General features: G+C 60.5%; 10 protein-coding genes. 4 read left to right on the top strand and 6 right to left on the bottom strand.

Annotated features, from left to right (window positions below; all coding sequences use genetic code 11):
* Positions 1-168: 168 nt before the first annotated feature.
* Both BBG20_RS22040 and BBG20_RS22045 read left to right on the top strand, forming a co-directional pair.
* Positions 169-4965 (top strand): RHS repeat-associated core domain-containing protein, encoded by a 4797-nt coding sequence (locus tag BBG20_RS22040; RefSeq protein ID WP_065907302.1) that lies wholly within the window; start codon positions 169-171, stop codon positions 4963-4965.
* 7 nt (positions 4966-4972) lie between these two features.
* Complete coding sequence (locus BBG20_RS22045; protein ID WP_065907098.1) at positions 4973-5389, top strand: hypothetical protein; 417 nt, start codon at positions 4973-4975, stop codon at positions 5387-5389.
* 68 nt (positions 5390-5457) lie between these two features.
* Here BBG20_RS22045 and hemB read toward each other — a convergent pair whose 3' ends face one another.
* The 3 genes from hemB to BBG20_RS22060 form a co-directional block, all read right to left on the bottom strand.
* A complete protein-coding gene (gene hemB / locus BBG20_RS22050; RefSeq protein WP_065907100.1) occupies positions 5458-6432 on the bottom strand; it encodes a porphobilinogen synthase in 975 nt (324 codons plus the stop codon).
* A gap of 130 nt (positions 6433-6562) precedes the next feature.
* Positions 6563-7405: a PhzF family phenazine biosynthesis protein gene (locus BBG20_RS22055; protein WP_065907102.1), complete on the bottom strand. Its 843-nt coding sequence runs from the start codon at positions 7403-7405 to the stop codon at positions 6563-6565.
* Between the two features lie 3 nt (positions 7406-7408).
* The gene (locus BBG20_RS22060) at positions 7409-8107 is read right to left on the bottom strand and encodes a glutathione S-transferase N-terminal domain-containing protein (protein WP_065907103.1); all 699 of its coding nucleotides are present in this window, start codon (positions 8105-8107) and stop codon (positions 7409-7411) included.
* 251 nt (positions 8108-8358) lie between these two features.
* Between BBG20_RS22060 and BBG20_RS22065 the strand changes: the two genes are divergently transcribed.
* Together BBG20_RS22065 and BBG20_RS22070 are read left to right on the top strand one after the other, a co-directional pair.
* Positions 8359-9060 (top strand): histidine phosphatase family protein, encoded by a 702-nt coding sequence (locus BBG20_RS22065; RefSeq protein ID WP_065907105.1) that lies wholly within the window; start codon positions 8359-8361, stop codon positions 9058-9060.
* A 44-nt stretch (positions 9061-9104) separates the two neighbouring features.
* A complete protein-coding gene (locus BBG20_RS22070) occupies positions 9105-10160 on the top strand; it encodes a permease (RefSeq protein WP_065907107.1) in 1056 nt (351 codons plus the stop codon).
* Between the two features lie 111 nt (positions 10161-10271).
* On the opposite strand, the gene mnmH is transcribed toward BBG20_RS22070, so the two are convergent.
* The 3 genes from mnmH to BBG20_RS22085 form a co-directional block, all read right to left on the bottom strand.
* Positions 10272-11375, bottom strand: a complete 1104-nt coding sequence (mnmH, locus tag BBG20_RS22075; RefSeq protein ID WP_065907109.1) for a tRNA 2-selenouridine(34) synthase MnmH — start codon at positions 11373-11375, stop codon at positions 10272-10274.
* Positions 11375-12409: a selenide, water dikinase SelD gene (gene selD, locus BBG20_RS22080; RefSeq protein ID WP_065907111.1), complete on the bottom strand. Its 1035-nt coding sequence runs from the start codon at positions 12407-12409 to the stop codon at positions 11375-11377. Before selD ends, mnmH begins: the two co-directional genes overlap by 1 nt.
* Before the next feature lie 94 nt (positions 12410-12503).
* Positions 12504-13253, bottom strand: coding sequence for a TerC family protein (locus tag BBG20_RS22085; RefSeq protein WP_065907112.1), 750 nt, complete (start codon positions 13251-13253; stop codon positions 12504-12506).
* Positions 13254-13268 lie beyond the last annotated feature (15 nt).

Here is a 13268-nt window from a genome sequence, read left to right on the forward strand (position 1 = left end):
TGCCGGATAAGCACTACAGATATCACTTAAAAACCGCTGCAAAGTCCCTCGCCTGATCACACAGTGCGAGGGATTGCAGATGTTTTTTTTCGATAGCCCCGCCGTTTTGGTGGGTGCGCCTTGATCAACGCCACCAGCCAAACCATCGGCCTCCTGCTGCTGACGGCCATGGATGCCAAGACGCGTGACGTCGAAGCCGTGCTCAGCGACTTCAGGCGCTGCCTCAATTCCTACGAAACCTTGGCGCAAAGCGTCCTCAGCTCTTCGGCGCTGGATGTCGAGCAGGTATTCAAGGTCGGCCGTGAGGTGGCGCTTGTCACGCCGATCAACCGCTCGATCCTTCCCAGCAGTACCGTCGCCGCGTGCCAGGCCAACGGCACATTGACCCTGGTGCACATGTTCCAGAGTTCGAGGTTCGTGCCCATCGGCAATACGCCCGTGATGTTGCAGCGTATCGACCCACACGGCGGCCCGCTGGGGGCGCCCATCCATAAAACCATCGGGCCCAGCGGCATTCTGGAAGTTACCGAGTGCGATCGTAACCAGCAGTACCGCATCAGTTTCTACCCCAACGTCTCCCAAGAGCATTTCAAGGCGCTGTATGCCTCCTATCAGTCGGTCATCGGGCCGCTGGAGGGCTGGCTGCGCAGCGAGTGGGACGCCACGTTTGCACCGCTGTGGGCGGACTACTCCGAGGCCAATTTCCTCAAGCGCTACCTGATGCTGCACCGAGCCTACGCCCGGGGATTTGGCAATGCGCTGTATGAACTCTGGGATTCCCTCAAGCAGCTGCTTCAGTGGCTTATGGACCCGCTTGCCAATGCCGAGAAGCTGCTGCATTACCTGTCCCGCGCCGAACTCGAAAAGCTCCTGAACCTCAGCGCCGAAATCCTCGCAAAAGGCATTTTGGTGCTCAGCGATGAGCCGCTGCTGTTCATTTACTTGTCGGTATTGGTCAGTTGGATGCGGATGATGCCGCCGCCGTACATGAATGAATTGCTCGGGGAAATCAGCGCCGAAGTGCTGATCAACCTGCTGCTGGCCCTCGCCACCGGTGCGATGGGCGTGGCGATCGGCATGAGCGCCAAGGTCCTGGACGGCATCAAGTCTCGTCGTGCGCGCCAGTGGTTCAAACAGGTGGCCAGGCAATTTGGGAAATCTCGTGTGCAGGGCCATGTCGAGGCGGCCAAACCGTTGTTGCTGAGGAGCGCAGCGACGCCGATCACGGTGATTCCGGATGTGCCATTGAAGGCCGGGGATCAGCTGATTTCCAACCCGGTGCCGGCGGTTCGCGGCAAGACGCAGCGGACGACGTTGGTTCGGCAGGAGCATGTCGACGATGTGCCTGCTGCTGGCAAGAATCCAAACGGGGACTCGGCGGCGCCTGCGGATAAGACCGCCACTAATGGCTGCCCGGTCTCGATGGTCACGGGCGAGGAATTGCTCACTCTCACCGATGGCACGTTGGATGGAGTCTTGCCGTTTGAGTGGAGCCGCTTGTACCGCACCAGCGCGGTCGAAGTGGATGGCGGGTTGGGGTTTGGCTGGAGTCATTCGCTGGCGCATCGGCTTGCGGTCTCGGGCGATTGCGTCGTGTGGACGGACCATGAGAATCGCATTACTTCGTTTCCGATGCCGACTGTTGCTCGACCTGCAATCACCAATAGCCTGGCCGAAGCGGCAATCTATTTAGGCGCTTCGCCGGACGAACTGGTGTTGGCGCAGGCGTCGCGCTTCTACCACTTTCGTGACGGCATACTGACCGCGATCAGCGATGCGTATGACAACCGTCTGCGCATTGCCCGGGATCTTTTGGGGCGCATTGAGCGGCTGGATAACGGTGTCGGGCGTTCGCTGTTCCTGCGTTATGAGTTGGGTCGCATCGTGGCGGTGGACTACCAGGTCCAGCGCGCCAAGGGCCATGGCCCTTTCGAGTGGATGACTGAGCACAACGTTGTTTCCTACGCCTACGACGACGCTGGCCGACTGGTCTCGGCGACCAATGCCGTCGGCGAACGCGAGGTTTATCGGTACGACGATCAGCACGTCATTCTTGAGCGGCAGTTGGCCGGTGGCGCGAGTTTCTTTTGGGCGTGGGAGCGGGCTGGCAAGGCCGCGCGCTGTGTCCGCCACTGGGCAAGCTTTTCGCAGATGGACACGCGTTATGCCTGGGATGACCACGGGCAGGTCACGGTGTTTAACGCTGATGGTAGCCAGGAAGTCTACGTGCACGACCAGCGTGCGCGACTGGTGCAGCGCATTGATCCGGATGGTGCCGAGCATTTCAGATCCTACGACGACAAAGGCCGGTTGACGGTCGAGCAGGATCCGCTGGGCGCGGTGACGGCGTATCAGTACGACGAAGCCGGACGCTTGGTGGCGGTGTTTCCGGGAGACGATGAGCCGACGTCCTACGAGCATGACAATGGGTTCGTACGGGTGGTAAGGCGTGGTGAGGCTGCCTGGAAATATGAGCGTAATGACCAGGGCGATATCGTTCGTAAGACCGATCCCGACGGCAATGTAACGGACTACAGCTACGACAAGCAGGGACAACTGACCGGGGTCTGGTTTCCCGACAACAGCTGCCATCGGCTGGTGTGGAATGAGCGTGGTCAGTTGCTGGAAGAACAACTGCCAAATGGCGGGGTCAAGCGCTACCGCTATGACGACCTCGGGCGGCAGGTGGCGCGTGAGGATGCGCATGGGGCGCTGACCGAGTATCAGTGGGACAGCGTCGGGCGGCTAACTCGTGTCGTGTTGCCAGGTGGTGCGGCGCGGGAATACAGCTACAACCCCTACGGAAAGATCACCTCCGAGCGTGATGAGCTGGGGCATGTCACCCGCTACGAATACGCCGATGGCTTGCACCTGATCAGCCGGCGCATCAATGCCGATGGCAGCCAGGTCAACTACCGCTACGACAACGTGCGGTTATTGCTCACCGAGATCGAAAACGAGGTAGGCGAGACCTACACACTCGACTATCACCTCAATGGCCTGATCCAGCAGGAAGTCGGCTTCGACGGCCAACGGACGGCTTATGCCTACGACCTCAACGGCAAACTGCAGGAAAAAACTGAGTACGGCGACGATGGCAGTCAGCTGGTTACCCGTTATGAGCGAGACCACGCTGGCCGTCTCGTAAGAAAAGTACTTCCCGATGCCAGCGTCGTCGATTATGCCTACGACCGCCAAGGCAACCTCCTTAGCGTCGACGATGGCCACTGGGCACTCGCCTACGAATACGACCCACAAAACCGCCTCACCGCCGAACACCAGGGCTGGGGCACCTTGCGCTACGGCTATGACGCCTGTGGGCAGCTGCAACACTTGCGTCTACCCGACAACAATCGCGTGGTGTTCAAACACGATAAGGGTGGGCAACTGGCGAAGGTCGAGTTAAATGACCAGACGCTCACCACTCACCTTTTCGATGCAGGCCGCGAACACCAACGAGGCCAAGGCAAGTTACTCAGCAGTTACCAATACAACGCTCAAGGACGTCTGTTCGCTCACGGTATAAGCGACGTCGAAGGCGCGATTTACCAACGCCAATACGACTACGACAAATCCGGCAACCTCACCCGCCTGCTCGACACCCGCAAAGGCGAACACCACTACCACTACGCCCCCCTCGCCCGCCTGACCCGTGCCGACCACTCGCAGGATGTGCAAGAACGCTTCGGCCACGACCCGGCCAGCAACCTGCTGATGCAAGACCGCCCAGGGCCGGACATCGTCGCGGGTAACCGGCTGATGATCCAGGGCGACCGCCATTACGACTATGACGCCTTCGGTAACTTGATTCGCGAACGACGTGGCCGTGCGCACGCGCTGATCACCGAATACCGCTACGACTGCCAGCACCGCCTCATCGGAATCACCCAACCCAACGGCCAAACCGCGAGCTACCGCTACGACCCGTTTGGGCGGCGGATCAGCAAAACCGTTGATGAAATAACCACGGAGTTTTTCTGGCAAGGCGACAAGCTGATTGCTGAGCATCACGCGGATCGTCATCGCAGCTATCTCTACGAACCCGACAGTTTCCGTCCACTGGCACTGCTGGAAGGTTTCGGCCCAAAAGCCACCACCCCCTATCACTACCAACTCGACCACCTGGGCACCCCACAGGAACTCACCGCCCCCGACGGCGAAATCGTCTGGTCCGCCCATTACCGTGCCTATGGAGAAATCAGCCGCCTCGACGCCGGAAAAGTCGACAACCCGCTACGTTTTCAGGGTCAGTACTTCGATCAGGAAAGCGGGCTGCACTACAACCGCCATCGCTACTACAATCCGGATGTTGGCCGCTACCTGACGCCGGATCCGGTGAAGCTGGCGGGAGGGATCAATGCGTACCTGTACGTGCCCAATCCTACGGGATGGGTTGATCCGTTAGGGTTAAGCTCATGTCCAGGTGGAGACGAATGCAAGCCTAACGCTCCTCCTATTTTTTTGAAGCCGAGCGTTAATGAAGGCGCGCCCGCTCTACCTCAACTGGCGCACACTCAACGACAGACGAGAATAGATGAACTGGCAGAGGCAAATGCAAAACAAAAAGTACTGGATTGGGAGCAGAAATACGATATGCACTCGGTTGAAAAGCATGGCCCAGAGATACCAGACAACGCTTTAAAGCAAAGATCTATTGATGGAACAAATCCGACCACTGGGGCGAGAGGAACTATTAATTCCAGCTCCCAATTTAAAACCTGGGGAATGCAGCTCCACGCTATAAATAAAGCCATGGGTAGGATGCAAAGCGACCCACCATTTCCTACAGGTCTTGATGGAAGAGGTAACCCCGTGGTTATAGTCGAGCTACCGGGAGCCGGGCGAGGCTACAAACCTAACCGCAGGGACGTAAACGATCCTAAGTACATTGAAAACATGGACAGAGCGGAGGTCAGATTTGACAGAAACAATCCAACTCGGCCATTCACTGCATTCCCTAAGTGAGTAGACAATGCTGAAATGCCCATTCATGAATACTCCTTACACTCCTAATATCTCTCATATATTGGGAGCTCTATCGATATACGATCTTGAGGAGACAGCTGGCAAAGAACTATGGAAGTACGACCCTAACAACGAGAAAGACCGAGAAACAATCATAATTTCTTTTATTCTGAAGGACCTCATGTATCTGTCATATAGACATCGCTTCGTATTGATGTCTGAACTCAGAGATGCATTGGACAACCCCGACTTTGACTTCTCGAAAGAATTCGAAAGCGATTACGACGAGTACATAACTATGGCTTGGGACGAAACAGAAATCGCCGACCCTAGAGGCTTCTTCGCCGATATCTACCGTTTAGCCAATAAGGTCTGGAAAGACGACCTCGAAAAAGCCAGCCTCGAAGACCAGTCAACGTGGTAACACCGCCACTCTCCCTGACAACCCAAACCCTGTGACGAGCGTTTGCCCCCACAGGGTTTGCACTGCCCTTAGATCCCAGCCAACGCCAAATCCATCGCGAAGTAGGTGAAGATAAGGTCCGCCCCCGCACGCTTGATCGACCCCAACGTCTCACGTACGACCCGATCCTCATCGATCGCGCCCGCCTGGGCGCCGAACTTGATCATCGCGTACTCGCCGCTCACTTGATAGGCCGCCACCGGCAGGCGCGACGCCTCGCGGATGTCGCGGATGATGTCGAGGTAGGCTCCGGCCGGCTTGACCATCAGGGCGTCTGCACCTTCCTGTTCATCCAGCAGTGATTCGCGCACGGCTTCGCGGCGGTTCATCGGGTTCATCTGGTAGCTTTTGCGGTCGCCCTTGAGCGCGCTGCCGCCGGCTTCGCGGAAGGGGCCGTAGAGGGCCGAGGCGAATTTGGTCGAGTAGGCCATGATCGGGATATGCGTGAAGCCGGCGTCGTCCAAGGCGCGGCGGATGGCCTGGACCTGGCCGTCCATCGCTGCCGACGGGGCGATCACATCAGCGCCCGCGCGGGCGGCAGCGACGGCTTGTTTGCCGAGGTTGACCAGGGTCGCGTCGTTGTCGACATGCGCGCCGTGCATCACGCCGCAGTGGCCGTGGTCGGTGTATTCGCAGAAGCAGGTGTCGGACATCACCACCATTTCCGGCACGGCGTCCTTGATGATCGAAGACATGCGCGAGACCAGGCCGCGTTCCTTCCAGGTGTCGCTGCCGCTGGCGTCGAGGTGGTGGGACACGCCAAAGGTCATCACCGACTTGATGCCGGCACGGGCGTAGCGCTCGATCTCGCCGGCCAGTTTCTTCTCAGGGATACGCTGTACACCCGGCATGCTGGTGATCGGCACGAAGTCGTCGATTTCTTCTTCGACGAAAATCGGCAACACCAGGTCGTTGAGGGTGAACTCGGTTTCCTGGAACAAGCCACGCAGCTCCGGGGAGCGGCGCAGGCGGCGTGGGCGGGCTTGGGGGAACTGGCTGGTCATGGCGGTCCTGACTGGGTGTAAAACAGTAGAGGCAGAAAACAATGGGGCGAAAGCTTATGCCCGCAGGCCCAGGCAACACAAATGCCAAGGGCCCAACAGTGTATTGCGTGGGGCGTAATAATTTATTGATCTAGAGCTGTAGACGCCCCGTGATGCACACCGCGACGGCGCCACCGATCCAGATTTCATCGCCCTGGCGCTCGACGTGAATGCGCCCCGCACGCCCAATGGCCGTGCCCTGGCTGACCACATACCGCTCAGGCGCCAACCCCTCGCCGAGCAGCCATTGGGCAACGCCGGCGTTCAGGCTGCCGGTGGCCGGATCTTCCTGGGCGCCGTCGCCTGCGACAAAGGCACGCACCTCAAACTGCGCGTCGACGTCATCATGCGCGGGGTTGCAGGGAGCGATCACACCCACGGCCAACCCCAGCAGTTGCGAAAAGTCCGGCTGCACTGCCAGGACTTGCTGGCGGTCAGCCAACATCACCGCGAGCCACCCCGCGCCGTTATCGACCCACTGGCTGCGCACGATAGCCCCCGGTACCAGGCCCAAACCCAGGCGCACACGCTCCAGCAACGGCGCGTCGACTGGACCTGAACGCAACAGCGGCGGCGCGATGAACGCCAGCTCATCGCCCTGGCGCCGGATGCGTACCAGGCCGATCTCGCACTCCTGGATGATCTCCTCGCCGTGGGGTACGCCCCCGGCCTGCAGCCACGCATGGCAACTGCCCAGGGTCGGATGGCCGGCGAAAGGCAGTTCCTGCAAGGTGGTGAAAATGCGCACCCGGTAGTCCGCCCGTGGATCGCGGGGCGTCAGCAAAAACGTGGTTTCACTGAGATTGGTCCAACGGGCGAAATCCGCCATTTGCGCATCGCTGAGGCTGTCGGCACCGAGTACCACGGCCAGCGGGTTGCCCTTGAGCGCGACGTTGCTGAACACATCCAGCTGCTTGAAATCGAAAGTCGGCATGGGTCAGCTCGGTATGTTCAGGCCACGGATGACCGCCGGCCGGGCAACAAAGCCGTCCAGCGCGCGCAGTACGTTAGGGAAGTCGGCAATGCCCACCAGGTCGCCGGATTCGTAGAAGCCGATCAGGTTGCGGATCCACGGAAAGGTCGCGATGTCGGCAATGCTGTACTCATCGCCCATGATCCACGTGCGGCCCAACAGGCGCTTTTCCAGGACATCGAGCAAACGCCGGGATTCGGCGGCGTAGCGGTCACGGGGACGCTTGTCTTCGTAGGCCTTGCCGGCGAACTTGTTGAAAAAGCCCACCTGGCCGAACATCGGGCCGATACCGGCCATCTGAAACATCAGCCACTGAATGGTTTCGTAACGTGTCGCCGGGTCTTCAGACAGCAACTGGCTGGTTTTTTCCGCCAGGTAAATCAGGATCGCGCCGGACTCGAACAGGGCCAGCGGCTGCCCGCTGGGGCCGTTCGGGTCAATGATCGCGGGGATCTTGTTGTTGGGGTTCAGCGAGAGAAATTCCGCCGACAGTTGGTCCTGGGTCTCGAAGCTGACCTTGTGTGCCTCATAGGGCAGCCCCAGCTCTTCGAGCATGATCGAGACTTTTACCCCGTTGGGCGTGGGCAGCGAGTACAGTTGCAGGCGGTCCGGATGCTGTGCAGGCCATTTACTGTTGATCGGGAAGGCGGCGATTGAGTTCATCGGGAAGTCCCTGTGCGCAAAGCCTCCATGATAGCCAGCTGTCACCTGTCCTGCATGGGTCATCAATGCGCAACATCCGCTGGCTAATATCCCGCATGGGCGAACCAATAGGCCCAGGCACACTCTTAAGTGCGCTCTTACGGTGAATGGAGGCACCTCGCTTTATCGACAAGGAACACCGCAGGACGCCGGATGCGTCACTGGGGCCGGGCTTGTCCGCCTTAATCCGAAGCACCGAAGACTCGACACTCATGACCATCAAGCCTCTGTGCCTTGCGCTGCGCCTCAAACGCTACTCCTACATCATGTTGCCGCTGCTGCTGGTCGGCGGCGCCATCGGCCTGACCCTGGAATCGCGCATCAGCAGCGCCGAACAGGTCGACGGCGTGCAAACCCTGGTATTCCTGCGCCACGGAGAGAAACCCGCCGGTGGCCTCGGGCAACTCAATTGCCAGGGCCTCAACCGGGCGATGAACCTGGCCACGGTATTGCCGGAAAAATTCGGCAAGGCCAATTTCGTGTTCGCGGCCAACCCGACGCGCAATGTCGAGGAAGGCGAGCTGGACAACTCCTACAGCTACATTCGGCCGCTGATGACCATCAGCCCCAGCGCCATCAAGCTGGGCCTGCCGGTCAACATCAAGTTTTCGGCGAATGACACCAGCGCCCTTGCCGATGAGCTGGTCGAGGACAAGTATCACAACTCGATCATCTATACCGCCTGGTCCCACGGCTACCTGCCGGAGTTGATCAACAAAGTGGCCAGCGAGGCCTCGGGCGAAAAACACACCATCACCGACGACTGGTCGGGCAGCGACTACGACTCGCTGTACGTGCTGACATTGACCTGGCACAACGGCAAGGCCTCGCTGCTGAGCCGCAACTATAAACAGGGCCTGGACAACGGCGAAGAGACCTGCCCGCTCCCCACGCAGGTGAGAGCCGATAGCTGAGAGCGTATGATGCGCCGCTATTGACTCATCTGCGGATCATCCCCATGCCCAACCTCACCTCCCCCCAGCCCTCCCGGGGTTGGTCTTTCTGGTGGAAACCAGCGCTGTTCCTGCTGGTCGCCTGTGTCGGCCTCTACTACGTGAAGTGGTCGCCCTACTACCTCAAGGCGTTTGTGGCCGCGGATAACCACAACATCGGCGCCTCGATCCTCAATGACCAGCAAAGCTCGCCGCTGGCGGCAGCGCTGGCGTATGCCCAAGTGTATTTCCTGGCAATCTGGAAAGCCGCCGTATTGGCGGTGATCCTCGGCTCGCTGCTGCAGGTGCTGATCCCCCGCGACTGGTTGCTGCGCCTGTTTGGCCGCGCCGGCCTCGGATCGACCCTGCGCGGCGGGCTGTTCGCCTTGCCGGGGATGATGTGCAGTTGCTGCGCGGCACCGGTCGCGGCGGGCATGCGCCGCCAGCAGGTGTCGGTGGGCGCGGCGCTGGCGTTCTGGATCGCCAACCCGGTACTCAACCCGGCGACGCTGGTGTTCATGGGCTTTGTACTCGGCTGGGGCTTTACCGCCTTGCGGCTGGTGGCGGGCATTGTGCTGGTGGTCGGTGTGTCGCTGGTAGCACAACGCATCGCACGGCCGGACCAGGTGCCGGAAGCGGCACTGGAGGCAGTCGCCGACGTCAGCCAGGCGGATGCGCAGCCTTTCCTCGGGCGCTGGCTGCGCACCCTGTGGCAGCTGTTCTGGAGCACCATCCCGGTGTATATCCTCGCGGTGCTGGTGCTGGGTGCGGCGCGAGTGTGGCTGTTCCCGCATGTGGACGGCGCCATGGCCAACAGCCTGGTGTGGCTGGTGCCGCTGGCGATTGTCGGCACGCTGTTCGTGATTCCCACCGCTGCCGAGATTCCCATCGTCCAAACCATGATGACCCTGGGCATGGGCACCGGCCCAGCCGTGGCCCTGCTGATGACCTTGCCGAGCGTGAGCCTGCCGTCGCTGTTGATGCTGCGCAAGGATTTCGACGCGCGAGTGCTGGTGACGGTGGCTGGGCTGACCATGCTCGTGGGGGTGGTATGCGGCTTGATTGGAGCGGTGATTCTTTAGCGTCTGAATGAAGCGCGAGCAGGCCCGCGCCTACATTTGACGGTGGTTACCCTGGAGGAACCCGGTCAAATGTGGGTGCAAGCTTGCTCGCGAACAGGCTTCTACCCGCCCTTATGCGCGTCTGGCAACCCGTTCGCGCAGATACTCCAGCACCGCGCCCTGCTCCCCCGCAAACTCGATCCGCGCGCCTTTGCTTTCGCGCTGGAAGGCGTACATCGGGTCGTAATACTCGCGCAGCAAACACTCGATCCACACTCTGTGCAACTCCACGGCGCCACTGCGCGCCTGTTCCGCCAGCGCCTCTTGCATGATCACCTGCAAACGCTGGGAACGCTCACCGCCCAGGCGCTTGTGGATATTGGCCAGGCTCTGCGTCAGGCGCTCGGCAAACAATGCCTGGCCCTGCTCGCCAAACACCGCGATAAATTCCGCGCACAGGTCGACGACATAATCGCGCAGGATCCGCTCGACGCGGCCTTCGACGCTGTCCTCCAGCCACACCATCGCAAAGGTCTGCATGCCCTTGTGCAACGGTAATGGCAGCGCGCAACTGCCGATCATGCGGCTTTCGTCCTCGACGACAAATTGCTCGATGCCCGCCGCACGTTTTTTCAGCAGGTCGACTGCCAGGCGGTTTTCGAAGTCAATGTTGGACGGTTGCGCCGTGGCCCGCTTGCCGAAGCTCGAGCCCCGGTGGTTGGCGTGGCCTTCCAGGTCCAGTGCATTGCGTAATTGGCCGAGGACTTCGGTCTTGCCGGTGCCGGTCATGCCGCCGAGCAACACGAAATCACACTGGGCCGCCGCCTGGTCAAGGGTCTCCAGCAGAAAGGTGCGCATGGCCTTGTAGCCACCGCCGACGCGCGGGTAATCGATGCCAGCGTCGGTTTTCAGCCATTGCTGCACGATCTGCGAGCGCAGCCCGCCACGAAAGCAATACAGGTAGCCGTCAGGATTGGCCTGGGCAAACCGCGCCCAGTGCTCGATGCGCTCGGCCTTGATCGCGCCCGATACCAGCTCATGCCCCAGCACGATGGCGGCTTGCTGGCCCTGCTGCTTGTAGCAGGTGCCGACGCGCTGGCGCTCGTCATCGGTCATCAGCGGCAGGTTGATCACGCCGGGAAAGGCACCCTTGACGAATTCAACCGGCGCGCGGGTGTCCATCATCGGCCGGTCGTTGAGGAAGATGTCGCGGTAGTCGGTGATGTCAGTCGCCATCAAAACACCTCTACCGCGTGGGTCTGTCGCTCAACCAGTGTACCGATCGGCTCAAGGCTCAGGCCGAGTTCGGTGGCCACGGTGTGGAATTGCGCGTCACCTTCCGGGGTTACCGCGATCAGCAGGCCGCCGCTGGTCTGCGGGTCGCACAGCACGCGCTTGTGCAACTCCTGCAAGCGTCCGATCTTGCTTGAGTAGCTGTCGAAGTTACGCAAGGTGCCGCCAGGCATGCAGCCCTGGTCCAGGTAGTCCTCGATCCCCGGCAGGCGTGGGACTTTGGCGTATTCGACGCGCGCCGTTACGCCGCTGCCGTCAGCCATTTCCACCAAGTGGCCCAACAGGCCGAAACCGGTGACATCGGTCATGGCGGTCACTCCCGCCAACTTGCCGAAGCGGCTGCCCGGCTTGTTCAGCGTGCACATCCAGTCACGGGCCAGGCCGATATCCGCCTCGCGCAACTTGCCCTTCTTTTCGGCAGTGGTGAGGATGCCGATGCCCAGCGGCTTGGTCAGGTACAGGCGGCAGCCGACGGTGGCAGTGTCATTGCGCTTCATGTGGCGTTTTTGCACGAGGCCGGTCACGGCCAGGCCGAAGATCGGCTCAGGTGCGTCGATGGAGTGCCCACCCGCCAGCGGAATCCCGGCTTCGTCGCACACCGAGCGACCGCCACGGATCACTTCGCGAGCGATCTCCGGCGCCAGCACATTCACTGGCCACCCAAGAATCGCGATAGCCATCAACGGATCGCCGCCCATGGCGTAGATGTCGCTGATCGCGTTGGTCGCGGCGATCCGGCCGAAGTCGAAGGGGTCATCGACAATCGGCATGAAAAAGTCGGTGGTGGACACTACGCCGCGCTCGTCGTCGATGGCATACACCGCCGCATCGTCGCGGGAGGCGTTGCCCACCCACAGGTTGGGGTCGAGGTTCTGCGCGCCGCTGCCGGCGAGGATCACTTCCAGCACCTGCGGCGAAATCTTGCAGCCACACCCGGCGCCGTGGCTGTACTGGGTAAGGCGAATCGGCTCGTTCATGGTGGACCTCAATCTATCAAGTGGGCGGATTCTAGCAGACAGCAAAAGGCCGGCTGGGCTCTGGTGAGCACAGCCGGCCGATTTGTTTCAGCGATTACTGGCGGGCAGCGAGCAAACGCTTGTGGCGGTTGCGTCGGGCGATGTTCAGGCACTCGATCACGGCCGAGAACGCCATGGCTGCATACACATAGCCTTTAGGCACATGGGCACCGAAGCCTTCGGCGATCAGGGTCATGCCGATCATGATCAGGAAGCCCAGGGCCAGCATCACCACGGTCGGGTTGTCGTTGATGAACTTGGCCAGCGGCTCGGCCGCCACCAGCATCACGATCACCGAGGTCACCACGGCAATGATCATGATCGGCAGGTGCTCGGTCATGCCCACGGCCGTAATGATGCTGTCGATGGAGAACACCAGGTCGAGCATCAGGATCTGGCCGATCGCCGCGGCAAAACCGATGGACACGACATTACCGGTGGTTTCCTTTTCTTCCGGCTCAGGGTCCATGCTGTGGTGGATCTCGGTAGTGGCCTTCCACACCAGGAACAGGCCACCGGCGATCAGGATCATGTCCTTCCACGAAAATGCCTGGCCGAGGACTTCGAACACCGGCGTGGTCAACTGCACGATAAACGCGATGGTGCTCAACAGGCCCAGGCGCAACACCAACGCCATGCTGATGCCGATGCGACGCGCCTTGGCACGATGCTTTTCCGGCAATTTGTTGGTGAGGATCGAGATGAAGATCAGGTTATCGATACCCAGCACGATTTCCATCACGATCAAGGTCGCCAGGGCGACCCAGGCGGTGGGGCTGGCGGCCAGTTGTAAAAGGTAGTCCATAGGTCAGTCCTGACG

It is taken from the genome of Pseudomonas aylmerensis (genome assembly GCF_001702265.1).
Taxonomy (GTDB): domain Bacteria; phylum Pseudomonadota; class Gammaproteobacteria; order Pseudomonadales; family Pseudomonadaceae; genus Aquipseudomonas; species Aquipseudomonas aylmerensis.

Bases quoted from the DNA above. Each gene is read 5' to 3' on its own strand.
- BBG20_RS22040 (WP_065907302.1), top strand. From the start codon at position 169: ATGGATGCCAAGACGCGTGACGTCGAAGCCGTGCTCAGCGACTTCAGG.
- BBG20_RS22070 (WP_065907107.1), top strand. From the start codon at position 9,105: ATGCCCAACCTCACCTCCCCCCAGCCCTCCCGGGGTTGGTCTTTCTGG.
- BBG20_RS22055 (WP_065907102.1), bottom strand. From the start codon at position 7,405: ATGCCGACTTTCGATTTCAAGCAGCTGGATGTGTTCAGCAACGTCGCG.
- selD (WP_065907111.1), bottom strand. From the start codon at position 12,409: ATGAACGAGCCGATTCGCCTTACCCAGTACAGCCACGGCGCCGGGTGT.
- BBG20_RS22085 (WP_065907112.1), bottom strand. From the start codon at position 13,253: ATGGACTACCTTTTACAACTGGCCGCCAGCCCCACCGCCTGGGTCGCC.
- BBG20_RS22065 (WP_065907105.1), top strand. From the start codon at position 8,359: ATGACCATCAAGCCTCTGTGCCTTGCGCTGCGCCTCAAACGCTACTCC.
- BBG20_RS22060 (WP_065907103.1), bottom strand. From the start codon at position 8,107: ATGAACTCAATCGCCGCCTTCCCGATCAACAGTAAATGGCCTGCACAG.
- mnmH (WP_065907109.1), bottom strand. From the start codon at position 11,375: ATGGCGACTGACATCACCGACTACCGCGACATCTTCCTCAACGACCGG.
- BBG20_RS22045 (WP_065907098.1), top strand. From the start codon at position 4,973: ATGCTGAAATGCCCATTCATGAATACTCCTTACACTCCTAATATCTCT.
- hemB (WP_065907100.1), bottom strand. From the start codon at position 6,432: ATGACCAGCCAGTTCCCCCAAGCCCGCCCACGCCGCCTGCGCCGCTCC.